This is a genomic window from Mycobacterium sp. PO1, from assembly GCF_017312405.1.
Taxonomy (GTDB): Bacteria; Actinomycetota; Actinomycetes; order Mycobacteriales; family Mycobacteriaceae; genus Mycobacterium.
In genome coordinates this window covers 1-25,566 of the sequence record NZ_BLTG01000082.1, presented here as the reverse complement: position 1 = coordinate 25,566, position 25,566 = coordinate 1, and the positions used below count along the sequence as shown (strand labels likewise).

General features: G+C 70.1%; 24 protein-coding genes and 2 riboswitches. Of the genes, 12 read left to right on the top strand and 12 right to left on the bottom strand.

Translation table 11 applies throughout. The features are described from left to right. Nucleotides 1-225 precede the first annotated feature (225 nt). From J3476_RS23345 to glnX, 3 genes are read right to left on the bottom strand one after another with little or no spacing between them, the layout of a single operon-like run. Nucleotides 226-2,514 carry a serine/threonine-protein kinase PknG gene (locus J3476_RS23345; protein WP_207068713.1) on the bottom strand — a complete coding sequence of 763 codons (2,289 nt, stop codon included), beginning with the start codon at nt 2,512-2,514 and terminating at the stop codon, nt 226-228. Beyond that, nucleotides 2,511-3,482 (bottom strand): glutamate ABC transporter substrate-binding protein, encoded by a 972-nt coding sequence (locus J3476_RS23340; protein WP_152515255.1) that lies wholly within the window; start codon nt 3,480-3,482, stop codon nt 2,511-2,513. Before J3476_RS23340 ends, J3476_RS23345 begins: the two co-directional genes overlap by 4 nt. A gap of 12 nt (nt 3,483-3,494) precedes the next feature. Then, nucleotides 3,495-4,814 (bottom strand): protein kinase G-activating protein GlnX, encoded by a 1,320-nt coding sequence (gene glnX, locus J3476_RS23335; RefSeq protein WP_207068712.1) that lies wholly within the window; start codon nt 4,812-4,814, stop codon nt 3,495-3,497. A 163-nt stretch (nt 4,815-4,977) separates the two neighbouring features. Here glnX and J3476_RS23330 point away from each other — a divergent pair, with 163 nt between their 5' ends. Further along, nucleotides 4,978-5,469: an NUDIX hydrolase gene (locus tag J3476_RS23330; RefSeq protein WP_207068711.1), complete on the top strand. Its 492-nt coding sequence runs from the start codon at nt 4,978-4,980 to the stop codon at nt 5,467-5,469. On the opposite strand, the gene thiE is transcribed toward J3476_RS23330, so the two are convergent. After that, nucleotides 5,453-6,142 (bottom strand): thiamine phosphate synthase, encoded by a 690-nt coding sequence (thiE, locus tag J3476_RS23325; RefSeq protein ID WP_207068710.1) that lies wholly within the window; start codon nt 6,140-6,142, stop codon nt 5,453-5,455. The genes J3476_RS23330 and thiE overlap by 17 nt on opposite strands. Before the next feature lie 45 nt (nt 6,143-6,187). Continuing rightward, nucleotides 6,188-6,272, top strand: a riboswitch (TPP riboswitch). Nucleotides 6,273-6,278: 6 nt separating this feature from the next. Between thiE and thiO the strand changes: the two genes are divergently transcribed. The 9 genes from thiO to J3476_RS23280 are packed head-to-tail and all read left to right on the top strand — an operon-like array spanning nt 6,279 to nt 14,495. Then, nucleotides 6,279-7,292 carry a glycine oxidase ThiO gene (gene thiO / locus J3476_RS23320; protein WP_207068709.1) on the top strand — a complete coding sequence of 338 codons (1,014 nt, stop codon included), beginning with the start codon at nt 6,279-6,281 and terminating at the stop codon, nt 7,290-7,292. Next, nucleotides 7,289-7,486 (top strand): sulfur carrier protein ThiS, encoded by a 198-nt coding sequence (thiS, locus tag J3476_RS23315; RefSeq protein ID WP_207068708.1) that lies wholly within the window; start codon nt 7,289-7,291, stop codon nt 7,484-7,486. Before thiO ends, thiS begins: the two co-directional genes overlap by 4 nt. Further along, entirely contained in the window at nt 7,479-8,234 is a 756-nt protein-coding gene (locus tag J3476_RS23310) for a thiazole synthase (RefSeq protein WP_207068707.1), read from the top strand. Before thiS ends, J3476_RS23310 begins: the two co-directional genes overlap by 8 nt. Continuing rightward, a complete protein-coding gene (locus J3476_RS23305) occupies nt 8,231-8,989 on the top strand; it encodes an SGNH/GDSL hydrolase family protein (RefSeq protein ID WP_207068706.1) in 759 nt (252 codons plus the stop codon). The genes J3476_RS23310 and J3476_RS23305 overlap by 4 nt, the downstream gene beginning before the upstream one ends. Further along, on the top strand, nt 8,986-9,891 hold the full coding sequence (locus J3476_RS23300) for an ABC transporter ATP-binding protein (protein ID WP_207068705.1): 906 nt from the start codon (nt 8,986-8,988) through the stop codon (nt 9,889-9,891). The genes J3476_RS23305 and J3476_RS23300 overlap by 4 nt, the downstream gene beginning before the upstream one ends. After that, a complete protein-coding gene (locus tag J3476_RS23295) occupies nt 9,888-10,607 on the top strand; it encodes an ABC transporter permease (RefSeq protein WP_207068704.1) in 720 nt (239 codons plus the stop codon). The genes J3476_RS23300 and J3476_RS23295 overlap by 4 nt, the downstream gene beginning before the upstream one ends. Then, nucleotides 10,597-11,517, top strand: coding sequence for an alpha/beta fold hydrolase (locus tag J3476_RS23290; protein ID WP_207068703.1), 921 nt, complete (start codon nt 10,597-10,599; stop codon nt 11,515-11,517). Before J3476_RS23295 ends, J3476_RS23290 begins: the two co-directional genes overlap by 11 nt. Nucleotides 11,518-11,526: 9 nt before the next feature. Then, the gene (locus tag J3476_RS23285; RefSeq protein ID WP_207068702.1) at nt 11,527-13,029 is read left to right on the top strand and encodes a M28 family metallopeptidase; all 1,503 of its coding nucleotides are present in this window, start codon (nt 11,527-11,529) and stop codon (nt 13,027-13,029) included. Beyond that, nucleotides 13,026-14,495 carry a M20/M25/M40 family metallo-hydrolase gene (locus J3476_RS23280; RefSeq protein WP_373889109.1) on the top strand — a complete coding sequence of 490 codons (1,470 nt, stop codon included), beginning with the start codon at nt 13,026-13,028 and terminating at the stop codon, nt 14,493-14,495. Before J3476_RS23285 ends, J3476_RS23280 begins: the two co-directional genes overlap by 4 nt. Here the strand turns inward: J3476_RS23280 and J3476_RS23275 are convergent. Next, on the bottom strand, nt 14,449-15,726 hold the full coding sequence (locus J3476_RS23275) for a uracil-xanthine permease family protein (protein ID WP_207068723.1): 1,278 nt from the start codon (nt 15,724-15,726) through the stop codon (nt 14,449-14,451). The genes J3476_RS23280 and J3476_RS23275 overlap by 47 nt on opposite strands. Before the next feature lie 14 nt (nt 15,727-15,740). After that, the gene (locus J3476_RS23270; protein ID WP_207068701.1) at nt 15,741-16,979 is read right to left on the bottom strand and encodes an APC family permease; all 1,239 of its coding nucleotides are present in this window, start codon (nt 16,977-16,979) and stop codon (nt 15,741-15,743) included. Nucleotides 16,980-17,002: 23 nt separating this feature from the next. Between J3476_RS23270 and J3476_RS23265 the strand changes: the two genes are divergently transcribed. Further along, on the top strand, nt 17,003-18,253 hold the full coding sequence (locus J3476_RS23265) for a TetR/AcrR family transcriptional regulator (RefSeq protein WP_207068700.1): 1,251 nt from the start codon (nt 17,003-17,005) through the stop codon (nt 18,251-18,253). Here J3476_RS23265 and J3476_RS23260 read toward each other — a convergent pair. From J3476_RS23260 to thiC, 5 genes are all read right to left on the bottom strand, one after another. After that, a complete protein-coding gene (locus J3476_RS23260) occupies nt 18,220-18,498 on the bottom strand; it encodes a hypothetical protein (protein WP_286183596.1) in 279 nt (92 codons plus the stop codon). The two genes, J3476_RS23265 and J3476_RS23260, sit on opposite strands and share 34 nt — an antisense overlap. A gap of 8 nt (nt 18,499-18,506) precedes the next feature. Further along, complete coding sequence (locus J3476_RS23255) at nt 18,507-19,994, bottom strand: NAD(P)/FAD-dependent oxidoreductase (protein ID WP_207068699.1); 1,488 nt, start codon at nt 19,992-19,994, stop codon at nt 18,507-18,509. 30 nt (nt 19,995-20,024) lie between these two features. Continuing rightward, complete coding sequence (locus J3476_RS23250; protein ID WP_207068698.1) at nt 20,025-20,651, bottom strand: alpha/beta family hydrolase; 627 nt, start codon at nt 20,649-20,651, stop codon at nt 20,025-20,027. Then, nucleotides 20,651-21,478, bottom strand: coding sequence for a bifunctional hydroxymethylpyrimidine kinase/phosphomethylpyrimidine kinase (gene thiD / locus J3476_RS23245; RefSeq protein WP_207068697.1), 828 nt, complete (start codon nt 21,476-21,478; stop codon nt 20,651-20,653). The genes J3476_RS23250 and thiD overlap by 1 nt, the downstream gene beginning before the upstream one ends. Further along, nucleotides 21,475-23,067, bottom strand: coding sequence for a phosphomethylpyrimidine synthase ThiC (gene thiC / locus J3476_RS23240; protein ID WP_207068696.1), 1,593 nt, complete (start codon nt 23,065-23,067; stop codon nt 21,475-21,477). The genes thiD and thiC overlap by 4 nt, the downstream gene beginning before the upstream one ends. Continuing rightward, nucleotides 23,056-23,165, bottom strand: a riboswitch (TPP riboswitch). Its footprint overlaps the gene before it by 12 nt. A 113-nt stretch (nt 23,166-23,278) precedes the next feature. On the opposite strand from thiC, the gene J3476_RS23235 reads away from it, so the two are divergent. Then, complete coding sequence (locus J3476_RS23235) at nt 23,279-25,003, top strand: MFS transporter (protein ID WP_207068695.1); 1,725 nt, start codon at nt 23,279-23,281, stop codon at nt 25,001-25,003. On the opposite strand, the gene J3476_RS23230 is transcribed toward J3476_RS23235, so the two are convergent. Next, a complete protein-coding gene (locus J3476_RS23230) occupies nt 25,000-25,380 on the bottom strand; it encodes a hypothetical protein (protein ID WP_207068694.1) in 381 nt (126 codons plus the stop codon). The two genes, J3476_RS23235 and J3476_RS23230, sit on opposite strands and share 4 nt — an antisense overlap. Between the last annotated feature and the right edge of the window lie 186 nt (nt 25,381-25,566).

The following is a 25,566-nucleotide window of genomic DNA, read 5'->3' as shown; positions in this document are numbered from 1 at the left end:
TGGCTGCCGTCAGGAAACGGGCCCTAGGTTTCTCAAAGCCGATGACGTCACCAGGCCGCTCACGCTACTACGGAATCCGCAGTTTGGGAACTGGCTCTGGGGAACTCCCAGAAACCGCCTGAACTGCAGGTTTATTGACCACAGCGATGTAATTTCGCGGGTGGCCCGCGGTCGGCGGGGACGGCCGGGGCGTCCAGCAACCGAATCCGTGGTTGCTGGGGCGATTCAGAAGGTCGACGTCGGCCGCACGCTGTTGGCCAGGTCGACGAGCGCATAGCGGTGGGCCTGGGTGGGCGCCACCCGGGCCAGGCTGCGCAGCGACGCCTCCACGCCGAGTTGCAGGCCGTGCTCGGTGAACGGGAAACCCAGGATGTGGTTGGTGCTGGCGGTGTTGTCCGACAGCCAGTCCATCGCGGTTCCCAGCACCAGCGCCCTGATCTGCAGCACCCTCGGCTCGGTGTCGGGCAGGGCCTCCACGCGCCGTGCGGCGTCGCGGATGTGTTTCTCGGTGATCTCACTGGCCGAACGACCGGACAGCAGCGTGACCGCGCTCGTCAGCCGGGCGGTGGTGAAATGCCTTGACGTGGCGGGCACTTCGTCGAGTGTGCGCACGGCGGCGTCCCGCTCGCCCTGCGCCGACAGCGCGCGGGCCAGCCCGAATCCGGCCGAGATGATCCCGTGGTCGGTGGACCAGACGGTGTCGTAGAACGTGCGCTCGTCGGCCGATCCGCTCAGCTCCGCGGTGGCCGCCAGGGCCAGCTTGGGGGCCAACTCGCCCGGCAGGGTGTCCAGCACCTCGCTGAAATGCTTTGTCGCCGAATCGTAGTCAGCGGTCAGCAACTCGGAGACGGCGCGGAACCACACCAGCCGCCACCGCCACCCGACCCGCTCGGCCAGGTCGTCGAGCTTGCGGGTGGCCTTGGCGACGTCGCCGAGATCCAGCAGCGCGCGGACCTCCATCAGTGGCAGCTCCACCGACTCGCTGAGGTCGACGCCGTCGGAGTCCAGCGCGCCGTGCCGGGCCGCCCGCAACGAATCCAGCGTCTGCACAGGCTGACTCAGCACGGTTGCCGACAACACCGCCGCCCCGATGTCGGTCGGGTCGACCAGCGGAACCTGCAACGCCTTGACGATCTCCTGGGCGGTCAGCTTCTCCGAGTGCACCTGTCCGTCGACGTAGACGTCGGTGTGCGCGACGAGCAGGTCGATGCCGAACGTCGACCGGGACGGACTGAACACCCCCGACAGGCCGGGCCGGGGCACTCCGCTGTCGCGGGCCACCACCTCGCGCAGCACACCCATCAGCTGGCTCGACATCTCCTCCGCGGTCGCGAAGCGGCGTCGCGGGTCCGGGTCGATGGCGCGGCGCAGCAGCCGGCCGAACGAGTCGTAGGTGGCCAGTACCGGATCGTCTTCCGGCAAACCGTCGACGTAGCGCCCGTTGCGCGTGCGCAGGCGCAGCGTCAGCGCGGCCAGCGTGCGGCCCACCGTGTAGATGTCGGTGGCGACGGTGGGGCCGGTCTTGACGATCTCGGGGGCCTGATAGCCCGGGGTGCCGTACAGGTAGCCGAACGAGTTGATCCGCGACACCGCACCGAGGTCGATGAGCTTGAGCTGGTCCTCGGTGACCATGATGTTCTCGGGCTTGAGGTCGTTGTAGACCAGGCCGATGGAATGCAGGTAGCCCAGCGCCGGCAGGATCTCGAGCATGTAGCCGATGGCCTCGGCCACCTCCAGCCGGACGCCGTCGGACCGGGTCAGCCGGGTGGCCTGCTTCAGCGAGGTGCCGCCGACGTACTCCATCACGATGTAGCCGACCGGGTTGCCGTGCTTGTCGTCGTGCTCGACGAAGTTGTAGATCTTGACGATCCCGGGGTGGGTCACCTCGGCCAGGAACTGGCGCTCGGCCATCGCGATCGCCTGGGCTTCGGCGTCGCCGGAGTGCACCAGCCCCTTGAGCACCACCGGCCGGTCGTTGACGTTCTTGTCGAACGCCAGATACACCCAGCCCAGCCCGCCGTGGGCGATGCAGCCCTTGATCTCGTACTGGTCGGCGACGATGTCCCCGACGCCCAGCTGCGGCACGAAGGAGTACGCGCTGCCGCAGTGCGGGCACCAGCCCTCGGACAGGGCTTTGCCGGCCGGTGTGGACCGGCCCACCGGCCGTCCGCAGTTCCAGCAGAACCGTTTCGACTCGGCCACCACCGGGTTGACCATCAGCGCGGCCTGCGGATCGACTGCAGGAACCCGCGGGATCTCGACCAGCCCGCCGCCCAGGCGCCGGGTCGGCGCCAGGTTGCGGGTCAGCGTCGTGGTGTGCTCCTGCGGCTCGGTGTCCCCGGTGTGCACCAGCAGGTCGTCATCGTCGTCGTCGAAATCGGGCCGGAACACCGCCTGGGTGGACATCGGCCGCATCGTGGCCACCGACTCCATGTCCATCTCGTCGAGGCTGGCCGGCTGGGTGCCGGGGTCGACCAGGTCGTCGGTGTCGTCGGTGTTGTTGGGCTCGGTCATTCTTCGACGTACCTCGCGCGGGGCGGGGCCGGGGCGGGCCCGAGCACGGTCAGCCACTTGCGGTACAGCGTGTTCCACGTGCCGTCGCGGCGGATCCGCTCCAGCGTCCCGTTCACGTAGCGCACCAGCCCGGTGTTCTGCTTGTTGATCCCGATGCCGTAGGGCTCTTCGTTCAGCGTGGGGCCCACGATGTGCAGGTAGGGGTCCTGGGCGACCAGGCCGGCCAGGATCGAGTCGTCGGTGCTGACCGCGTCGACCTGGCGCTGCTGCATCGCCACCAGGCAGTCCGCCCAGGTCTCCACCCCGACGATGATCGGCGGCGGGGTGATCTGCTGGAGCCGGTTGAGCGACGTGGTGCCCTTGGCCACGCACACCCGTTTGCCGGACAGGTCGCCGGGTTGGCGGATCGGCGAGTCGCGGGGCGCCAGGATGCGCTGGTTGGCGTTGAGGTACACCGTGGAGAAGTTCACCAGCTCCTTGCGCGCGCAGGTGATGGTCATCGTCTTGACCACGACGTCGACCTCGTTGTTCTCCAGCGCCGAGACGCGGTCGGCCGAGGACAGGATCCGGTACTCCACCTGGGCCGGGGTGCCGAAGATGTCGCGCGCGATCTCCCCGGCGATGTCGACGTCGAAGCCGGTGATCTCGCCGGTGATCGGGTCCCGGAAGCTGAACAGGTTGCTGCCGATGTCCAGGCCGACGATCAGCCGTCCACGTTTGCGGATGTTGGCGACGGCCTCGTCAGCCTCCTCCTCGGTGTCGAACGGGCGCAGGCTCGCGGTGCGGTCGCAGTCGTCCTCGGCCGGCGTCGGCGGCTGGGCCGGCTCCGGCGGCAGTTCCTCCATGCCGGCGGGCGTGGGCGGCGCCAGCGTCACCCCCGGATCCGGAACCACCGGAGCCGCCTCCGAGCACGCGGTCAGAACGGTCAGCAATGCCGCCGCTGCCAGGGATGCCCATGCTCTTCTCATCGTGTAGCCGTTCTACCTGTACTCACTGAGTCGCGGCCAGATGCCCAGCGCGACCGAGATCGCCGCCACCACACTCAGCGCCGCAGCCCCCACCGTCGAGCCGGACAGCACCCGGCGCGCGTTGACGATGTCGGAACGCAGCTGGTTGCGGCTCTGCTCGATGCCCTGGCTCAGCGCCTCGTCCAGCTTGTCGAACGCCGGGGTGGAGTCGTCCTCCCCGGTGCCCAGGGCCACCTGGGTGGCGGCCTGATAGTTGCCGACCGCGATGTAGGCGGTGATCCGGTCGTCGGCCGCGCGCCAGCGTTCGAGCAGTTGCTGGGCGTCGGCCAGGTCGGCCTTGTCGATCGAGTCCTCGCGCGCCAGGTACTGCGCCAGCTGCTGCTGCATCTGCTCGATGCGCTGGTAGTAGGACTGCTTGCGCACGTTCTCATCGCCGCGCCGGATCAGGGACAGCGTCTCGTCGGCGCGGGCCTGCTGGGCGGTGATCGCCAGCGACGTGATGGTCTTGAGCGACTCGGCGGCGGTGTCCTTGGCGCTGCGGCTGTCGACCGTGGAGATGATCAGCGCGGTGCCCACCCAGATCAGCATGATCAGCACCGCCATGCCGCCGGCGACGAAGCCGATGTTGACCCGTCGTCGGGTGCGTTTGGCCAGCCAGCGGTTGGCGAACACGCCGAACAGCAGGGTGGAGAGCACGATCAGGATCACCGGCAGCGGAATGCGCGTGGACGCGGTGGTCTCGGCGTCCACCCGCCCCGAGGTGACCTCGTAGAGCCGCTGGGCGTCGGGCAGGATCTCCTGCTGCATCATCGACGACGCCTCGGACAGGTAGGACGACCCGACCGGATTGCCGGCCCGGTTGTTGGTCCGGGCGGTCTCGACCAGCCCGGTGTAGACGGCGAGCCGGGCGTTGATGCGGCCCAGCAGCTGGACCATCGGTTCGTCGGTGAGCCCGCTGGAAGCCCGGGTGACGGCTACGGCCGCGTCGGTGATGGCCTGCTCGTAGCGTTGCCGCACGGGTTGTGGCTCGGTGCCGGCGATGAACGCGGTGGCGGCGGCGGCGTCGGCGACCGACAGCGTCGTGTACAGCTGGCCCGCCGCGAACGACAGCGGTTCGGTGTGGTCGAGGACGGTGGTCAGCGCCGCCTGGCGGTTGTTGATGGTCGTCGACGTCGCGAACGCGCTGGCGATGACCAGTGCCGCGAGCACGAACCCGATGGACAGGATCCGTCCGGGGGTGGTCCACAGGAACCACCACCGCGGATGCGACGGCGTCGTAGGCGACCGCGACGCGAGGGGTTCGGTCGATGGATGCGCCAACTCCACAGTCACGTCTACCCGGACCCCATCTTGAGCTCGATCTTTCCGGCGGTCGTTCCGACTGGCCCCCACTCTATAAAAGAAGTCTAAGAGTTGATCGGAGGGCGCGGGGGGATTCGCGGCGCCGGCGAGCCCGAGATCACCCCACAGCCGACCGGTTACCTATCCTGAACGGGTGCGCGGCGACGGTGACGGTTGGGTGGTGTCGGCCAGTGGCGCGGCCTACTGGGGCCGCTACGGCGCGGCCGGTCTGCTGCTGCGGGCCCCCGGTCCCGGCGGCGTCGCCGCGGTGTTGCTGCAGCACCGGGCGCCGTGGAGTCACCAGGGCGGCACGTGGGGGTTGCCGGGCGGCGCCCGCGACAGCCACGAGACCCCGGAGCAGGCCGCGGTCCGCGAGGCCCACGAGGAAGCCGGGTTGGCGGTCGATCAGCTCACTGTCCGCACGACCGTGGTGACCGCGGAGGTGACCGGGTGGACCTACACGACCGTCATCGCCGACGCCGTCGAGCAACTCGACACCGTGCCCAACCGGGAGAGCGCCGAGCTGCGCTGGGTGGTCGAGGACGACGTGACCGGTCTGCCGCTGCATCCGGGGTTCGCCGCCAGTTGGGCGCGGCTGCGCACCGTCGCGGCGGAGATCCCGCTGCTGGTCAATCCGCAGAGCTGAGCAGTTCCTTCAGCGCTCGGGCCGCCGCGGCCGGATCCTCGGCGGCGGTGACGGCGCGCACCACCACGACGCGGCGCGCCCCCGCGGCCAGCACGTCGGGCAGCCGTTCGGCGTCGATGCCGCCGATCGCGAACCACGGCGTGTCGGTGCCGGTGGCGGCTGCGGCGCGGACCAGGTCGAGCCCCGGGGCGTGCCGGCCCGGCTTGGTCGGTGTCGGCCAGCACGGCCCGACGCAGAAGTAGTCCGGCTGTTCCGGGCCGTCGGCCAGCGCGGCGCGCAGCTGGTCCACGTCGTGCGTGGAGCGGCCGATCAGCGTGTCGCCGACGATGTCGCGGGCCAGCGGCAACGGCAGGTCGTCCTGACCCAGGTGCAGGATGTCGGCGCCCGCGGCGCGTGCGATGTCGGCTCGGTCGTTGACCGCCAGCAGCGCCCCGTGCCGGCGCGCGGCCTCGGCCAGGATGGCCAGGGCCGCCAACTCCTGACGGGCCTCCAGCGGGCCGAAGCGCTGTTCACCCGCCGAACCCTTGTCCCGCAACTGGATGATGTCGACGCCGCCGGCCAGTGCGGCGTCGGCGAATTGGGCCAGGTCGCCGCGTTCGCGGCGGGCGTCGGTGCACAGATACAGCGACGCCGTCCCCAGTCGGGTGGCCGCGGGGCTCGGGGCTTCACGCACACGTCGAACGCTAGTGCCGCCGGCACGTAGGCTGGTAACCGACCGCACGGGAGCCCCGGGCCACGGGGGCTGAGAGTGAGCGCGCCGCTCGTACCGTCACACCTGATCCGGGTCATGCCGGCGAAGGGAGATCACCATGCCCGCACTGGCCGTCATCGGCGGCGGCGTGATCGGCCTGGCCGTCGCGCGTCGCGCGGCGCAGGACGGCTGGGCTGTCCGGGTGCACCGCAGCACCGAACGCGGGGCGTCCTGGGTGGCCGGTGGAATGCTCGCCCCGCACAGCGAGGGCTGGCCCGGTGAGGAGCGTCTGCTGCAGATCGGGCTGGCCTCACTGCAGCTGTGGAACTCGGGGTTTCTCGACGGCCTGCCGGCCGAGGTGGTGACCGCGAGGGGGTCGCTGGTGGTCGCCGTGGACCGGGCCGACGCGGCCGACCTCAAGACGGTGGCCGACTGGCTGTCGGCGCAGGGGCACCCGGTGACGCCGACGTCCACGGCGCGCGACGTCGAACCTCTTCTGGCCCAGGGCATCCGGCACGGCTTCGTCGCCGACACCGAACTCGCGGTCGACAACCGCCTGGTGGTCGACGCACTTGCCGCGCACTGCGACCGGCTGGGGGTGCGGTGGGCGCCCGCGGTCGCGGAATTGTCCGAGGTCGACGACGCCGACGCGGTCGTGATCGCCAACGGCATCGACGCGCCGGCGTTGTGGCCCGGGTTGGCGGTGCGCCCGGTGAAGGGTGAGGTGCTGCGGCTACGCTGGCGCCGCGGCTGTATGCCGGTGCCGCATCGGGTGATCCGTGCCCGGGTGCACGGTCGCCAGGTCTATCTCGTGCCCCGCCACGACGGCGTGGTGGTGGGCGCGACGCAGTACGAGCACGGCCGCGACACGGCGCCGACCGTCGGCGGTGTCCGGGACCTGCTCGACGACGCGTGCGCGGTGCTGCCCGCGCTGGGCGAGTACGAGTTCGCCGAATGTGCGGCCGGTCTGCGGCCGATGACCCCGGACAATCTGCCCGTCGTCGGCCGCCTCGACGAACGCACGCTGGTGGCCACCGGGCACGGGCGTTCCGGGTTCCTGCTGGCGCCGTGGACCGCAGAGACGGTGGCCCGGGAGTTGACGGCGATGAGAGGTGCGGAGGTGCGAGGTTGAAAGTCACGGTGAACGACGAGGCGGTGGAGCTCGACGGCCCGACCACGGTCGGCGGACTGCTGACGCGGCTCGGCTTCCCGGACAAAGGGATTGCGGTCGCGGTGGACCTGTCGGTGCTGCCGCGCTCACAGTGGGGCACCCCGGTGCCGGACGGTGCGAAGATCGACGTGGTGACGGCGGTGCAAGGTGGCTGAGCTGACCATCGCCGGCCGCGAATTCGGGTCCCGGCTGATCCTGGGCACCGGCGGGGCGGCCAACCTGGCGGTACTCGAAGCCGCGTTGCGCGCCTCGCAGACCGAGCTGACCACCGTCGCGCTGCGACGAGTGGACGCCGACGGCGGCACCGGAGTTCTCGAACTGCTCACCCGGCTCGGCATCACCGCGCTGCCCAACACGGCGGGATGCCGCGGCGCGGCCGAGGCGGTGCTGACCGCCCAACTGGCCCGCGAGGCGCTGCAGACCGACTGGGTCAAGCTCGAGGTGATCGCCGACGAACGGACCCTGCTGCCCGACGCGGTCGAACTGGTCAGGGCGGCAGAGCAATTGGTCGACGACGGCTTCACGGTGCTGCCCTACACCAACGATGACCCGGTTCTCGCGCGCCGGCTCGAAGACACCGGCTGTGCGGCCGTGATGCCGCTGGGCTCACCGATCGGCACCGGGCTGGGCATCGCCAATCCGCACAATATCGAGATGATCGTCGAACAGGCCGGCGTGCCGGTGATCCTGGACGCCGGCATCGGCACCGCCAGCGACGCCGCGCTGGCGATGGAGCTGGGATGCGACGCGGTCCTGCTGGCCACCGCGGTGACCCGCGCCGCGGATCCGCCGGCCATGGCGGCGGCGATGGCCGCCGCGGTGAAGGCCGGGCACCTGGCCCGGGGAGCCGGGCGTATCCCGAAACGGTTCTGGGCTCAGGCGTCCAGCCCGGCACTGTCGTGAAACGGTATGTCGCGCTGGGTAGTTCCATGGCGGCCGGGCCCGGTATCGCACCGCGCGTCGACGGCTCGCCCAGGGCGGCGCAACGCTCGGCCCGCAACTACCCGCACCTGGTCGCCTCCGCCCTGGCCCTCGACCTGGTCGACGTGACGTACTCGGGCGCGACGACCGCGCACGTGCTGACCGACACCCAGCGGGGCGCCCGGCCCCAGATCGAGGCGCTCGACGGCGCGGAGACGCTGGTGACGGTGACCATCGGCGGCAACGACGTCGGATATGTGCCGCTGTTGTTCGCGGCGAGCCTGCCGCGCTGGACGCGGTCGGTGCCGCTGCTGGGTAGCCGCCTGCGCGATCTGCTCGACCCCGAGGCACGGGAGCGGGCACTGACCGACGTGGAGGCGGCGCTGGTCGAGGTCGGGCGGACCGTGCGATCCCGTGCGCCGCAGGCCACGGTGCTGTTCGTCGACTACCTGACGCTGCTGCCGCCTGCGGGCCCTGCGCCGCCGCTCGCCGACTCCGATGTCGCGCTGGGCCGCCGGGTGGCCGCGGCGTTGCGGCGCGCCACCGCAGCCGCCGCCGAGGCGACGGGGGCGGGTCTGGTGCGCGCCGCGGAGGCCAGCGTCGAGCACCACGCCTGGTCCTCCCAACCCTGGACCACCCGCCCCGGGTTGCCGGTCCCGGGCCGTCCCGCGCCGCTGCACCCCAACGCCCAGGGCATGCAGGCCGTCGCGGACCTGATCGTGGGGGCGCTGCGGTGATCGAGCTGCGCGACCTGACCAAGGACTACGGAAGCACCCGCGCCGTCGACCACCTGACCTGCACCATCGAACCGGGCGTGGTGACCGGTTTCCTCGGCCCCAACGGCGCGGGCAAGACCACCACGATGCGGATGATCCTGGGACTGGACCACCCCACGTCGGGCTCGGCGACGATCGACGGCAGGTCCTACCGGCAGCTGACCGACCCGCTGCGCAGCGTCGGCGCGCTGCTCGACGCGCGCCAGGTGCACCCGAACCGTTCGGTGCGCAACCACCTGCGCTGGATGGCCGCGACCAACCGCATCCCGCGTCGCCGCGTCGATGAGGTCCTCGAGATGGTCGGAATCTCCGCGGTGGCCGGCGTGCTGGCCGGCACGCTGTCGCTCGGGATGAGCCAGCGTCTCGGCATCGCCGCGGCCCTGCTGGGCGACCCGCCTGTGCTGCTGTTCGACGAGCCGGTCAACGGCCTGGACCCCGAGGGCATCCACTGGGTGCGCACACTGATGCGCACGCTGGCCGGCGAGGGCCGCACCGTGTTCGTCTCCAGCCATCTGCTCGCCGAGATGTCCAACACCGCCGACCGGCTGGTCGTGATCGGCAGGGGCCGGCTCATCGCGTCGACCACGGTCGGTGAGTTCGTCAGCCGCTGCGGCGCTGCCACCGTGCGGGTCCGCAGCCCGCACCTCGAGCAGCTACGCGCGGTGCTCGTGGACGCCGGCCTGACCGTGGACGCCACGCCCGACGCACTGAGCGTGCACGACACCAGCACCGATGCGGTCGGCGAGCTGGCCGCCCGGCATTCCCTGGCGCTGCACGAGTTGAGCTCACAGGAGGTGTCGCTGGAGCAGGCCTACCTGTCCTCCACCGACGACGCCACCGTCTACCGGGGGAGCCCCGGATGACGCGTTTCGTGGCGGTGGTCGACGCCGAACGGATCAAGCTCACCACGCTGCGCTCACCGCTGTGGGCGACCGCGGCGGCGGCGCTGCTGAGTTTCGCGGTCGCCGCGCTGCAGGCGGCGGCGAGCTACCGCGGGCTGACCGTCACATCCGCGGTACTGGGCGTCGCGGTGTTCGGCGTGCCGGTGCTGATGGTCGTCGCCGCGATGACGGTGACCGGCGAGTACCGCACCGGCCTGATGCGGACCACGCTGATGGCGGCCCCGAACCGCACCGCGGTGCTGGGGGCCAAAGCCGTCGTCGCCGCGGTGTTCTGCGGGGGTGCCGCGGCCCTGATGACGATCGGCGCGGTCCTGGTGGGGCGCGCCGACGGGCCCGGGCTGTGGCGTGCCACCGGCGCCATCGGTCTCTACGCGGCTCTGGCCGCGGTGCTCGGCGTGGCGGTGGCCGCGCTGGTGCGGCACACCGCCGGCGCGGTCACGGTGCTGTTGCTGTGGCCGCTGCTCGTCGAACCCCTGCTGGGCAACCTGCCGGGGCACGGCGCGCGGATCGGGCCGTACCTGCCGTTCGCGAACGCGTTGCGGTTCCTCGACGTGTCCTGGCTGTTCCCCGCCTACGACATGCCGTGGGGCGAGTGGGGGTCGCTGGGATACTTCGCCGCCGTCGTCGCGGCCGTGTTCGCCGTCGCCGTTGGCACAATGAACCGTCGTGACGCCTGAATCGCCCGCGCAGCCGCTGACGCTGACCCTGCCGCACCTGGACGTCGCGGCGCTGTCCTGGGGGCCACCCGACGGCCGGCTCGTGCTGTGCCTGCACGGTTTCCCCGACAGCGCCTGGGGCTGGCAGGGTATGGCGCCGCTGCTCGCCGAGCAGGGTTTGCGGGTGGTCGCGCCGTTCTCGCGGGGCTACGCACCCACCGGGCCCGCACCCGACGGGGACTACCACATCGGGGCGTTGATGTACGACGCGCTGGCGGTGTACCGGGAGCTGGGCGCCCCGTCCGACGCGGTGCTGATCGGCCACGACTGGGGGGCGTTCACCACCAGCGCCCTGGCCGCCTACCCGGATTCGCCGTTCGCCGAGCACATCACCATGGCCGTGCCCCCGGTCGGGGCGATCAACCGGTCGCGCGGTGCGCTGACCCGGCAGCTGCGGATGGCTCCCCGCCAGCTGCGCAACAGCTGGTACATCCTGTTCTTCCAGCTGCCCGGGCTGCCCGAGCGTCTGCTCCCGCGGATCATCCCCCGGCTCTGGCGCGACTGGGGCCCGCCCGGATTCCCGACCGACGCCGAACTCGACGCCGCGCTGGCCGCGCTTCCCAGCGCCGCGCACCGGCGCGCCGCGGTGGGCTACTACCGGGCCATGGTCCGGCCGTCGCGGCCGACCGCCCGCTACGCCGACCTGCACTCCTACCGCTTCGCCGTGCCGCGGGTGCCGATCCTGCACCTGCAGGGCGCTCAGGACGGTGCGATGATCGCCGACTACGCCGCGACGCTCGGTGACGTGCTGCCCGCCGGCAGCCAGGTGCACACGTTGCCCACCGCGGGACATTTCCTGCAGATCGAGGAACCGCAGGCCGCCGCCGAGGCCGTGCTGCGCTATCTCGGGGACCGCTCGGACGCGCGCTAACGTGGTGGCGTGACACGGACAGGACGGCCCGGGGCGGCGGTGGCGCTCATCATCGCGCTGGTCGCCGTGATCAGCGGGTGTGGCCGCGAGGTGGAGCCGGTACTGCTGCCGGCGCCCGACCCGGCCGAAGCCACCCGCTTCGCCGAGGAACTGCGCCGCAGCGTCACCGTCGACGCCACGATGGGCCATCTGAGGGCGTTGCAGGACATCGCCGATGCCCACGACGGCAACCGCGCGCTCGGCACCCCTGGTTTCGACGCCAGTGTCGACTATGTCGCCGATGCCCTGCGGGACAAGGGATTCGACGTGCAGACCCCCGAGTTCGAGGTGCGGCTGCCGTGGGCCGACGAACCCGCGCTGACGGTCGCGGGCGGTGCGGTGGAGGCCAGGCCGCTGGAGTACACCATCGGCACGCCGCCGGACGGGGCGTCCGGGCCTTTGGTGGCCGCCCCGGTCGACGACACCCCCGGCTGCACCGCCGACGACTACGACGGGTTGCCGGTGCAGGGTGCCGTCGTCCTCGTCGACCGCGGATCATGCCCGTTCGGCGCGAAGCAGGCCGTCGCCGCCGAGCGCGGTGCGATGGCGCTGATCGTGGCCGACAACGTCGACGAAGAACGCATGGGCGGCACGCTCGGTGAGCAGACCGACGTGCGGATCCCCGTCGTCTCGGTCACCCAGGACGTCGGTGGGCAGATCCGCGGGCAGGCGGGGGTACCTGTCTCGCTGCGGCTCAACGCCGGTGTGCGGCAGGAGACCACCCGCAATGTGATCGCGCAGACGGCGACCGGTTCGACCAGCGACGTCGTCATGGTGGGCGCCCATCTCGACAGCGTGGCCGACGGCCCGGGCATCAACGACAACGGATCCGGCGTCGCCGCGGTGCTGGAAACCGCGCTGCAGCTGGGCAGTTCGCCGCCGGTCAACAACGCGGTGCGGTTCGGCTTCTGGGGTGCCGAGGAATACGGGTTGCTCGGATCGTCGAACTACGTCGAATCCTTGGACAACGAGGCGCTGCAGGACATCGCGCTGTATCTGAACTTCGACATGCTCGGCTCGCCGAACCCCGGCTACTTCACCCTCGACGGCGACCAGTCCACGATCGTCCGCGGCGCGGGCGTGCCGCGGGTCCCGGAAGGCTCAGCCGGCATCGAACGCACCCTGGTCGGCTACCTCGACCGCGCGGGTAAGCCCGCCGAGGACTCGTCGTTCGACGGCCGCTCCGACTACGACGCCTTCACCCGCTCGGGAGTGCCTGCCGGAGGCCTGTTCTCGGGTGCTGAGGCGGAGACCCAGCAGCAGGCCGACGTCTGGGGTGGCGAGGCCGGGGCGAAGTTCGACCCGAACTACCACACCGAGCGCGACACCTTCGACAACATCGACCGCACCGCGATGGACATCAACGGTGGCGGGGTCGCCTTCTCGGTGGGCCTGTACGCCCAGGATCAACGGGGACGCAACGGGGTGCCGATCCGCGACGACCGCACCCGGCACCCGCTCACCGACTCGTGAGAGCGCGTCCGTCGGCAACGGCCCTGGTGGCCCTGGTGGCCCTGGTGGCCGTGGTGCTCCTGGTCGCCGCCTGCTCGGGCGCCCCGGCCCCCGTGGCGCCGGCCGAGCTGGCCGACAGTGTCGGCATCGACGCCGTCTACGGCCACCTCGCCGAGCTGCAGGACATCGCCGACGAGCACGACGGGAACCGGGCCGACGGCAGTCCCGGCTTCCAGAGCAGCGTCGACTACGTGGCGAACACGCTGCGCGAACAGGGTTTCGACGTCGAAACCCCGGAATTTCAAAGGCTTTCCGGTGCGGTGGGCGGTGATCCGGCGCTGACGGTGTCGGGCCGCACCCACCGCGTCACTCAGGCCTCGCTGCTGGTGACCACACCGCCGGGCGGGTTGCGCGCGATCACGCTGCGGCCGCCCCGCTTCGCCGGCTGCTCTGACGCCGACTACGGCGCCATGACCGTCAAGGGCGCCATCACCGTCGTCGACGACACCGGTTGTTCCATCGTCGACAAGCAGAACGTGGCCCTGGCGCAGGGCGCGGTCGGGATGCTCGTGGTCAGCGAGGCCAGCCCGGCGCAGCCGACGGGAGCGCCGGCCGGACTGTTCCCGCCGAGTTACTACCGCCAGCTGACGCTGCCGGTCGGGATCATCGCCACCGAGGCCGACGCGGCGCTGCGACGCACCACCGCCCCGGTGCGGCTGGAACTGGACAACGAACCGGTGATGACGACGTCGCGAAACGTCATCGCCCAGACCAAGACCGGTGATCCGAGCAACGTGGTCATGGTCGGCGCGCATCTGGACAGTGTGCGTTCGGGGCCGGGCATCAACGACAACGGCTCGGGCGTGGCCGCCGTGCTGGAAACCGCGACGCAGCTGGGTGCGCGCCCGCAGATCTCCAACGCGGTCCGGTTCGCGTTCTGGGGCGCCGAGGAGATCGGGCTGGAGGGGTCGCGGAACTATCTGCGATCACTGGACGAGGGCCAACTCGCCGACATCGCGCTGTATCTGAACGTCGACGTGATCGGCTCACCGAATGCGGGGTACTTCACCGATGACGGCGACGAGTCCGCGCAGACCGCGCCGCGGCCCGTACCGCCGGGATCGGCGGGCATCGAGCGCACGCTGGCTGCCCAGCTGAACACCGCGGGGGTCCGACCGGCCGACATCCCGTTGGGCCGCACCACCGACTACGCGCCGTTCATGGTCGCCGGTATCCCCATCGGTGGGGTCACCACCGGCTCGTCACAACGCAAAACCGAGGTCCAGCAACGGTTGTGGGGTGGCCAGGCCGGGGTGGCGTTCGACCCGAACTATCACACCCCGCGCGACACCCTCGACAACATCGACCGCGACGCGTTGGCGGTGATGGCCTCGACGGTGGCGTTCGCCGTGGGCGTCTACGCCCAGCAGATCGGCGGTGTCAATGGAGTGCCGGCGCGGGATCAGCGCGATCACCGGACGCCCTGAACCCCAGCAGCCTCATGCCGTGGTAGACCAGCAGCGCGGCGATGGAACCCAGTGCGATCCCGGTGAACTTCAGCGGCCCCGGCGTCCACACGAAGTCGGCGATGCCGATGACCAGCGGGATGGCCGCGGTCATCTGGTTGATCGGCAGGGCGAAGTCGACGTGGTTGGTCAGCCAGATCCGGATTCCGACGATGCCGACCAGACCGTAGAGCACCACCGTCGCCCCGCCCAGCACCCCGGCCGGGACCGCCGAGATCACCGCACCCACCTTGGGGCACAACGCCAACCCGATCGCCACCAGGGCAGCGACCCAGTACGCCGCGGTCGAGTAGATGCGCGTCGCCGCCATCACCCCGATGTTCTCGGCGTAGGTGGTGGTGGCCGAGCCGCCGCCCAGACCGGCCAGGGTGGTGGCCACCCCGTCGGCCGCCAGCGCACGACCCATCAGCGGGTCCAGGTCGGTGCGGGTCATCTGCGCGACGGACTTGACGTGGCCGATGTTCTCGGCGACCAGCGCGATGACCGCGGGCAGGAACAGCGGCAGCACCGACCACGCGAACGTGGGAGTCTGGAACTCCGGCAACCCGATCCACGGCGCGGCCGCGATTGCGGAGGTGTCCACCCGGCCGAGGAACAACGCCAGCACGTAGCCGGCCGCCACGGCCAGGAAGATCGCCAGCCGGCCGATCATGCCGCTGAACACCGCCAGCACCGCCACCAGCAGCACCAGCGTGACGAACGCGACGAGCGGGTCGGCCTCGAAGTTGGTCTTGGCGGTGGGCGCCAGGTTGAACCCGATCAGCGCGACGACCGCGCCCGTCACCACCGGCGGCAGCACCAGGTCGAGCCAATGGGTGCCCGCCACGTGCACGACGGCACCGATGAGGATCAGCGACAACCCGACGGCGACGATGCCGCCGAGCGCGCCGCCGGGGCCCGCGCTGCCCATCGCACCGAGCACGGGTGCCAGCACCGAGAAGCTCGAGCCCAGATAGCTCGGCAGCCGATTGCCGGTGATCAGCAGGAACAGGATGGTCCCGATACCGGAGAACAGCAGCGTCGTGGCGGGCGGGAAACCGGTCAGCACCGGCACCAGGAAGGTCGCGCCGAACATCGCGACCACGTGCTGGGCGCCGAGCCCGATGGTGCGTGGCCAGCTCAGCCGCTCGCCGGGGGCGACGACGAAGTCATGATCGGCGCGGGTGTCGACGCGGGTCCAGGTCAGCGGCACAGGCACGACAGCGACTACACACCATGTCGGCGGCGGGCGCCAGCGGAGTAGCTGATCATCCCCACCGCGACCACCACCGCGCCGGCGAGTACCGACGTCAGCGGCAGTGTCGCTGCCAGCGTCAGGCAGCCGACGAGACCGATGGCGGGCAGCACCCGCCGACCCAGCGTCAGCGCCGAGGCGTTGGCGATGGCGTAGTACAACAACACCCCGAACGACGAGAACCCGATCGCGCTGCCCAGATCGACGACGGCGGCGAGCACCGCGACGGCAGCGCCGACCGCGAGCTCGGCCCGGTGCGGCGTGCGGTGCCGCGGATGCACCGCGGCCAACACGTGCGGCAGATGACGGTCGCGGGCCATCGCCAGCGTCGTGCGGGACACCCCCAGCAGCAGCGCGAGCAGCGCGCCCAGCGCGCCGATCGCCGCCGCCACCCCGACCACCGGTTCGAGCACACCGAACCCGGCCGCGCGCACCGCATCCGACAGCGGGGCCTGTGAGCCGGCCAGACCGGCGGCACCCAGTTCGGCCAGCACCGCGACGGCCACCAGGGCGTAGACCACCAGCGTGATGCCCAGCGCGATCGGGATGGCGCGGGGGATGGTTTTCTCCGGGGCGGCCACCTCTTCGCCGAGCGTGGCGATGCGGGCGTATCCGGCGAAGGCGAAGAACATCAACCCGGCCGCCTGCAGCACCCCGTACGCGGTGACGTCGCCACCCAGCGTCAACCGCGACGCGTCGGCGCCGCCGAAGCCCAGCAACACCGTGACGACCACCGCCAGCACCGCCAGCACCACGGCCACGATGACCCGGGTGAGCAACGCCGAGCGCTGGACGCCGGCATAGCCGACGGCGGTCAGCGCGACGACCGCGGCGACCGCCACCGCATGCGCGTACTGCGGCCAGGCGTAGTAGCCGACCGTCAGCGCCATCGCGGCGCACGACGCGGTCTTGCCGACGACGAAGCTCCACCCCGCGGTGTGCCCCCAGAAGGGGCCGAGCCGCTCGCGACCGTAGACGTAGGTGCCGCCCGATTGCGGGTAGCGGGCCGCCAGCCACGCCGAGGACATCGCGTTGCAGGTGGCCACCACCCCGGCGAGGGCCAACCCGGCCAGCAGTCCGGTGCCCGCCGCGGCGGCGGCCGGCGCGAGCGCGACGAAGATGCCTGCCCCGATCATCGAGCCCAGGCCCAGGGTGACCGTGTCGAACAGCCCGAGCCGCCGGGGCAGTGCCGGCTCGCCGGGGGTCGTCACGGCCTCACGATATCGTGGTTGCCATGGCGCGCAACGCCAGCGCGGAGATCCGCCGCCGGCCCAAGGACCGGAAAGCCCAGATCGCGCGCGCGGCGGCGGAGGCGTTCAGCGAACACGGCTACCACGGTGTCAGCATGGAGGCCATCGCCGCGCGCGTCGGCATCTCGGCGGCGGCGCTGTACCGGCACTACGCCGGCAAGTACGAGCTGTTCCGCGGGGCGGTACTCGGCCTGGGCGGTCAGCTCGTCGACGGCACCTCAGATCTCGACGGCCCCTCAGATCTCGACGGCATTGACGACGAGGATCCTCGGCAGCAGTTCGACGCCCTCGTCGGCGCGCTGGTCGACGTCGCCCTGGCCAACCGGAGCTCGGGCGGGTTGTACCGCTGGGAGGGGCGGTATCTCGACGACGCCGACCAGGCCGAGCTGCTCGCCCAGATCGGCACCGTGCACGACCGCATCCACCGGCCGCTGGCGCGGCTGCGGCCCGGGTTGACCCGCCGCCAGTACCTGACCCTGTCGACGGCGGTGCTGTCGGTGGTGGGCAGCATTGTCGACCACCGTGCCAAGCTCCCGGCCGCCTCGGCCCGTGAGCTGCTGATCGAGCTGGCCGCTGCGGTGGCTGCCGTCGAACTGCCCGGCGAACCGGTACCGGCCGAACCTCCTGCTGCGTCCCGCGCTCCGGCGCCCGACCCGTCGACATACGAAGCGCTGCTGCGGGAGTCGCTGACCCTGTTCCACCGCCACGGCTACCGCGACACGGGGATGGAGGACATCGCGTCGGCGGTCGGGATACCGGCATCCGGTATCTACAAGTACTTCTCCGGCAAAGGCGACATCCTGGCCGCGGTGTTCCGTCGGGCGTCGGATCGGGTCTCCGGCGAGCTCGCCACCGTCGTCGCCTCCGCCGCCGACCCGAACGAGGCGCTCTCCGCCGTGATCGACAGCTACGTGGCGCGCACGTTCGACCAGCCGGAGCTCGAGTACGTCTACTACACCGAACGGCTCAACATGAGCGCCGCCGACCAACGCATCGTGCACGACCTGCAGCGTTCGGTCGTCGAGTCGTGGGTCGAGCTGGTGGTCGCGGTGCGTCCGCAGTGGTCGCCGGCGCAGGCGCGGTTCGCGGTGCACGCGGCCATGGCGTTGGTCATCGACCTCGGCCGGCTGCAGCGCCACCCCGACGCCGCGCAGGCGCGAGCGGTGGTGAATCGACTGGTGGAAGCGGTCCTGCTGGGCGACTACCGGTTACGGGCGACGTTCACGCCCATGTAGACCAGGTAGGCGAGCAGGCCGAGCACGGCGAGCTTGCGGGTCTTGCGCACCGCCAGGCCCAGTCCCACAGCGGTCTCGATGCCGCCGTCGATGTAGACGTGCTGGCGGGTGTCGGTCGGAAACGCCGACTTGGTCAGGCCCTCGTAGAGCTGCGGTGCGACGAAATGCGACAGCCCGGTGAGCGCCAGCACGATGCCGGCGATCGTCGTCCCGCGCGATTTGCTCTCGGTCCCCACTTCGGTCACGACGTCTCCTAGCTCATCCGGTAATCGCTCAGCGGGAAGTCGGAGGCTTCCTGGATCGCCTTGCGAGTCGAGGTCGGGCGCAGCAGGGTGGGTTCCCCGCTGGGATTGAAATAGTACGACCGTGCCGAAGCGCAGTCGCCGGTGGTGAACAGCGAGTCGCCGAGCAGTTCGGTCATCCGGTCCAGGTACCTGCTGTTGGCGTCCTCGGTGACCTCGAACGTCGTCGCGCCGCGGCGTTGCAGTTCACCGAAAACGCGGTCCATGTGTCGCATCTGGTATTCCATCGTGTTGAAGAAGTTCAACCCGAGGAAGGCGTACGGGCTGGCCAGCGACATGAAGTTGGGGAACTGCGGCATCGTCACACCCTGGTAGGCCTGGAACCGGGTGTCGCGCCACCACTTCCCGAGATTGCGGCCGCCGCGGCCGATGACCTCGATGGCGGGGAAGTTGGCTTCCCACAGATCGAAACCGGTGGCCAGCACCAGGGTGTCGATGACGGTCTTGGTGCCGTCGACGGCGACGACGCCGTCGGACTCGATCCGTGCGATGCCGCTGTCCTGCAGGTGGACGTGCGGCTTGGTGAAGGTGCGGTAATAGCTGTTGGAGAACGTCGGACGCTTGCAGCCGAAGTCGTAGTCCGGGGTGAGCTTGGCGCGCAGGTCCTTGTCGCGGATCGTGGCGAACCGGTGCATCTTGGCGAGGTCACCGGCGGCGATGTTGAACCGCCCCCGGGTGTTCTTGTAGTGCACCACTCCGACCGACACCATGAACTCGTAGACGGCGTCGGTGACGGCGCGGATGGCCCGCTGGGTCAGCGGAAAACGGGCGAACAGCCGCTTGGCCCGTTCGGAGAACCGGAAGTCGACCTTCGGTACCACCCAGATCGGGGTGCGCTGGTACACCGTCAGCTCGGCCGCCTTCTTGGCCAGTTCGGGGATGAGCTGCACCGCGGTGGCGCCGGTCCCGATGATGCCGACCCGCTGGCCGGTGGGGTCATAGGCGTCATCCCAGGCGGTGGTGTGGATCACCCGGCCGTCGAAGCCGGTGATGCCGGGGATGTCGGGCATGTGCGGCTGGGACAGGAAGCCCGTCGCGGTGAACAGGAACCGGGCCGACACCGTCTCGCCGCCGGCCAGCGCCACCCGCCACAGTGCAGCTTCCTCGTCCCAGCGGGCGCTCTCGACGACGGTGCTGAACCGCATGTGGCGGCGCACGTCGTACTTGTCGGCCACGTCACCGGCGTACTGCTTGATCTCCGCTCCGGTGGAGAACAGCCGGGACCAGTTCGGGTTCGGCTCGAAGAAGTAGGAGTACGTGGTGGTGGGGACGTCCACCGCCAGGCCCGGGTAGTGGTTGACGTGCCACGTACCGCCCAGATCGTCCTCGCGGTCGAGGATGACGAAGTTCTCGTAGCCCATCCGTTTGAGCTGGATGGCGGCGCCGATTCCGGCGAAGCCGGCGCCCACGATGACCGCGTCGAAGTGCTCCGAAGTCATGCGTAGACGGTACCGCAGGTACCAGCGAGGTCAGCCGAGCAGTTCGAGCGCCGCGTCCACAGCGGCCTTCGGCACGTCGATCTTCTTGGAGGCCAGGTCGTGGCGGGCGCCGGTCACCTCCACGATCGTGGTGGGCGCCGGGATCAGCGCCGCGGCCGGCCGGAGCTCGTCGATGCTGCCGAACGGGTCGGCGGTGCCATGGGTGAACACCGTCGGGACGGTGATGTCCGGGAGATGCCCGGTACGGGCCCGCTCGGGCTTCCCCGGCGGATGCAGCGGATAGGAGAACAGCGTCAGCAGGTCGAGGGACAGGCCTTCGTCCTCTGCCCCAGTGCCGGCGGCCGCCATCGAGGTGAGCCGGCCACCGTACGAGTGCCCGCCGGCGATCACCGGGCCGTCGGCCAGCGTGCGGACCGCGGCGACCGCTTCGACGATGCCGGCGAGATCGGCGGCCGACGAACCCGACGGTGGCCCCTTGGGGCGGCGACGCCGATACGGCAGGTTATAGCGCACCGCGACCCAGCCGCGACGGGCCCATTCTTCGCAGAGTGCTTGCAGCAGAGGTGCTTCCCGGCTCCCGCCGGCGCCGTGGGTCAGCGCGACCACGCCTTGCGGCTTCCCGTCGGGCCGGTGCACCACCCCGGCGATGTCGTCCATCACCCGAGCCGGAACAACGCCGACACGGGACCGTGGCCCTGCCCCAATGGGTATGCCGCCCTGAGGCATTCGGTGACCCAGCGCTTCCCGAAGCCGACCGCCTCGGGCGTCTCGTAGCCGTGGGCCAGCGCGCTGGCGATCGCGGCCGCCAGGGTGTCCCCGGCGCCGTGGTCGTCACCGGTGTCGATGCGTTCGGCCTCGTACTCGACGAAGTCGGTACCGTCGAACAGCAGATCTGGGCTGTGCGCCGACGACCGCAGGTGCCCGCCCTTGACCAGCGCCCACCGTGGACCCAGCGCATGCAGCGCACGGGCCGCCTCGCGCTGGGTGGCGGCGTCGACGACGTCGATGCCGGTGAGCAGCCGGACCTCATCGAGGTTGGGGGTCACCACCGTCGCGAGTGGGAACAGCGTGTCCTTCAGCGCTCTCAGCGCGCTGGGATGCAGCAGCGGGTCGCCGTGCATCGACGCGCACACCGGGTCGACGACCAGCGGGACATCCGGTGCGGCGCTGCGCCAGGTGGCGGCGACGGTGTCGATGATCTCCGAGGACGCCAGCATGCCGGTCTTGGCGGCCTGCACGCCGATGTCGCCGGCCACGACCTCGATCTGGCCGGCGATGACATCGAGCGGCACCTCGTGAAAGCCCTTGACGCCCACTGAGTTCTGAACTGTCACCGCGGTGACCGCGACGAGACCGTGCATGCCCAGCATGGCGAAGGTGCGCATGTCGGCCTGGATGCCGGCGCCGCCACCGGAGTCCGAGCCCGCGATCGTCATCACGCGGCGCGGGGTCTGCCCCGGCGGGGTGAGCGGCAGGTACGTCATGCCGGCGTCACCGGTAGATACACGCGGTTGCCGTGCTCGGCGAACTCCCGGGACTTCTCTGCCATCCCCTTCTCGTAGGCCTCGCGCACGTCGTGGCTGATCCGCATCGAGCAGAACTTCGGTCCGCACATCGAGCAGAAGTGCGCGGTCTTCGCGGGCGTCGCCGGCAGGGTCTCGTCGTGGAACTCGCGTGCCGTGTCGGGGTCGAGCGAGAGGTTGAACTGATCCTCCCAGCGGAACTCGAACCGTGCGGTGGACAGCGCGTCGTCCCGTTCCTGCGCCCGCGGGTGCCCCTTCGCGAGATCGGCCGCGTGGGCGGCGATCTTGTAGGCGATCACCCCGTCTTTGACGTCCTTGCGGTTGGGCAGGCCGAGGTGTTCCTTGGGTGTGACGTAGCACAGCATCGCGGTACCGGCCTGGGCGATCATCGCGGCGCCGATGGCCGAGGTGATGTGATCGTAGGCCGGCGCGATGTCGGTGGTCAGCGGCCCGAGGGTGTAGAACGGCGCCTCCTCGCACAGCTCCTCCTCGAGCCGGACGTTCTCGGCGATCTTGTGCATCGGGACGTGGCCGGGTCCCTCGATCATCACCTGCACGCCATGGGATTTGGCGATCTTGGTCAACTCGCCCAGGGTTTCCAGCTCGGCGAACTGCGCGGCGTCGTTGGCGTCGGCGATCGATCCGGGACGCAGGCCGTCACCGAGGGAGAAGGTCACGTCGTAGCGGGCCAGGATCTCGCAGAGTTCCTCGAAATGGGTGTAGAGGAACGACTCCTGGTGATGTGCCAGGCACCAGGCGGCCATGATCGACCCGCCGCGGGAGACGATACCGGTGACGCGGTCCACGGTCAGCGGGATGTGGCGCAGTAGCACGCCGGCGTGCACGGTCATGTAGTCGACGCCCTGCTCGCACTGTTCGATCACCGTGTCGCGGTACAGTTCCCAGGTCATCTCGACCGGATCGCCGTTGGTCTTCTCGAGAGCCTGGTAGATCGGCACCGTGCCGACGGGGACCGGCGAGTTGCGCAGAATCCACTCGCGGGTCAGGTGGATGTCGCGGCCGGTGGACAGGTCCATGATCGTGTCGGCACCCCAGCGGGTGGCCCACACCATCTTCTCGACTTCTTCGGCGATCGACGACGTCACCGCCGAATTGCCGATATTGGCATTGACTTTCACCGAGAACGCCTTGCCGATGATCATCGGCTCCGCCTCGGGGTGGTTGTGGTTGGCCGGGATCACCGCGCGCCCGCGGGCCACCTCGTCGCGAACCAGTTCGGCGGACACCCCTTCGCGCTCGGCAATGAAGGCCATCTCGGCGGTGATCTCGCCGGCCCGGGCACGCTGCAGCTGGGTGCCGCGGTCGCGCGTCACCGGCCGACGGGTCAGACCGGCGTCCAGATCGATGACGGCGTCGGCGTCGGTGTACGGCCCGGAGGTGTCGTAGAGGTCGAGATGCTCGGAGTTGGTCAGGTGGACCCGGCGAAACGGGACCCGGGCGCCGGCGACGTCCCGGTAGACCTTGGAACTGCCCTGAATCGGGCCGGTGGTGACGGTCGGACGGACTGCGGAGTCGACAAAGTCGGTCATGATTCTCCCTACGCCGGCATTACCCGGTCAGGTTCGTACGGTCGACGGGCCCACCCGTCCTCTCAGCGCACTCGGTGCACGCTCCCGCGTTTGCGATTGGCGAGTTCCACGCTAGCGCACGACCGCACGGCGGGGGAACCGGGCAGCGGGCACGAATTGCGCCCAGATGATTTGCATAGCTAATATATGTTTTCTATGGGCGAGGTGACTGATGTCGACTGAGATCGAACCGGCGGACAAGACGACACGGGCGGGTAGCCGCTTCGATCTGGACCACCCCCGCTACAAGTGGGTGGCCCTGTCCAACACCACGCTCGGCACGCTGTTGGCGGCGGTGAACGCGTCGATCGTGTTGATCTCACTTCCGGCGATCTTCCGCGGTATCGACCTCAATCCGTTGTCCCCGGGCAACATCAGCTATCTGCTGTGGATGCTGATGGGCTACCTGGTCGTCACCGCCGTGCTGGTGGTGCCGTTCGGCCGGCTGGGCGACATGTTCGGGCGGGTGCGCATCTACAACATCGGATTCGCCGTCTTCACGGTCGCGGCGATCGCGCTGTCGTTCGACCCTTTCCACCTGGGCGCCGGTGCTGTCTGGCTGATCGTCTGGCGCGTCGTCCAGGGTGTCGGTGGCGCCATGCTGATGGCCTCCTCGTCGGCGATCCTCACCGACGCGTTCCCGGCGAACCAGCGCGGGATGGCGCTCGGGGTCAACATGGTGACCGCCGTCGCCGGGTCGTTCCTCGGCTTGTTGATCGGGGGCGCACTGGCTGAATGGCACTGGCAGGCGATCTTCTGGGTCGGTGTCCCGATCGGATTGGCAGGCACGATCTGGAGCATGCGATCGCTGCGCGAGATAGGGCAGCGAACACCGGGGCGGCTGGACTGGGCGGGCACGCTCACGTTCGGCGTCGGGTTGACCGTGCTGTTGATCGGCATCACCTACGGCATCCAGCCCTACGGGCAGTCGACCACGGGCTGGACCAACCCGGCGGTGCTCGGATCGATCGTGGCCGGCCTGGTACTGCTCGTCGCCTTCTGTGTGGTGGAGCTCAAGGTGGCGCAGCCGATGGTGAACATCCGGCTGTTCCGGTCGACCGCGTTCGGCATGGGGAACCTCGCTGGTCTGATGTCGTCGGTGGGCCGCGGCGGTCTGCAGTTCATGTTGATCATCTGGCTGCAGGGAATCTGGCTGCCGTTGCGCGGCTACGACTTCGAGTCCACACCGCTGTGGGCCGCGATCTACATGTTGCCGATCACGGTCGGTTTCCTGCTGGCGGGACCGATCGCCGGGGCATTGTCGGACCGCTACGGCGCCCGACCGCTGACGGTGGGTGGCATGGCCCTGATGGCGGTGTCGTTCATCGCGTTGGTGATGATCCCGGTCGACTTCGATTACCGGGTGTTCGCGCTGCTGATCTTCCTCAACGGGGTGGGTGGTGGCATCTTCACTGCACCCAACACCGCGGCCATCATGTCCAGCGTGCCGGCCGCCGAGCGCGGAGCGGCGTCCGGGGTGCGCGCGACCTTCTTCAACGCGGGATCGTCCCTGTCGATCGGGATCTTCTTCTCGCTGATGATCGTCGGACTGGCCAACACGCTGCCCGGTGCACTCAGCAGCGGCCTGCAGGAGCAGGGGGTGTCGGCGTCGGTGGCGCAACAGGTCGCCGACCTGCCCCCGGTGGGGAGCCTCTTCGCGGCGTTCCTGGGTTACAACCCGATCGCCGAGGTGCTCGAGCCCTATCACGCGTTGCAGCAACCCGGTGTCAATGCCGAAGAACTGACCGGACAGACGTTCTTCCCTCACTTGATCATCGAACCCTTCCATGCCGGCTTGACTGTGGTGTTCATCGCCGCTGCGGTGATGATGGTGATCGGCATGGTCGCGTCGCTGTTCAACCCGGGCCGGTACGCCGAAGATGTCACGGCCGACTAGAACAACGCGCCGCGCAGGAAGAAGTCGTCGAGTCGGCGGGTGATGATCGCCCCGACGGGTAACTGAGCGGCGATCTCCAGGTTGTCGTCCGCGACGTCCTCGGCCCATGACCGAGGCCATCCGCCGTCGCCGAGGCTGGTGTCGAAGGCCAATACCACGTCTTCCCGGGTCATTTCGGTTTCCACGACCATCGCGGTGGTCGTCGCCCGATGGGAAGCGGCACCGGCGAACCCGCGTCCACACCCGCAGGGGCCACCGGGATCCAGCCGGTCCCGGTCGCAGGGCTCCTGGATCCACACCAACTCACGCTCGACGCAGTAGTGGTAGTCGCCGGGATTCGTACCCTGCGTATGTCCAGTGGCTACAAGAATTTTCACGTTTCTCCTAGAACGGTGGTGGGTCGTCGCCATAGTCGGATTGCGGGTCAAGGGATTGCTTCATGGCGTCGATGGCGGCGGCGGTTTTGCGGCGGATGTTGCGGCGTTTGTCGGCGGCTGCGTGTTCGGCGGCGCGGTCGAGTTCGGCTTGGAGTGCGTTGTGTGCGCGGGCGGCGGTGATGTAGG

Excerpts from the sequence above, each read along its gene's own strand:
- J3476_RS23250 (WP_207068698.1), bottom strand. The coding sequence starts at position 20,651 with ATGGACGACATCGCCGGGGTGGTGCACCGGCCCGACGGGAAGCCGCAA.
- J3476_RS23295 (WP_207068704.1), top strand. The coding sequence starts at position 9,888 with ATGACGCGTTTCGTGGCGGTGGTCGACGCCGAACGGATCAAGCTCACC.
- J3476_RS23265 (WP_207068700.1), top strand. The coding sequence starts at position 17,003 with ATGGCGCGCAACGCCAGCGCGGAGATCCGCCGCCGGCCCAAGGACCGG.
- J3476_RS23340 (WP_152515255.1), bottom strand. The coding sequence starts at position 3,482 with ATGAGAAGAGCATGGGCATCCCTGGCAGCGGCGGCATTGCTGACCGTT.
- thiO (WP_207068709.1), top strand. The coding sequence starts at position 6,279 with ATGCCCGCACTGGCCGTCATCGGCGGCGGCGTGATCGGCCTGGCCGTC.
- J3476_RS23235 (WP_207068695.1), top strand. The coding sequence starts at position 23,279 with ATGTCGACTGAGATCGAACCGGCGGACAAGACGACACGGGCGGGTAGC.
- thiC (WP_207068696.1), bottom strand. The coding sequence starts at position 23,067 with ATGACCGACTTTGTCGACTCCGCAGTCCGTCCGACCGTCACCACCGGC.
- thiD (WP_207068697.1), bottom strand. The coding sequence starts at position 21,478 with ATGACGTACCTGCCGCTCACCCCGCCGGGGCAGACCCCGCGCCGCGTG.
- J3476_RS23345 (WP_207068713.1), bottom strand. The coding sequence starts at position 2,514 with ATGACCGAGCCCAACAACACCGACGACACCGACGACCTGGTCGACCCC.
- J3476_RS23255 (WP_207068699.1), bottom strand. The coding sequence starts at position 19,994 with ATGACTTCGGAGCACTTCGACGCGGTCATCGTGGGCGCCGGCTTCGCC.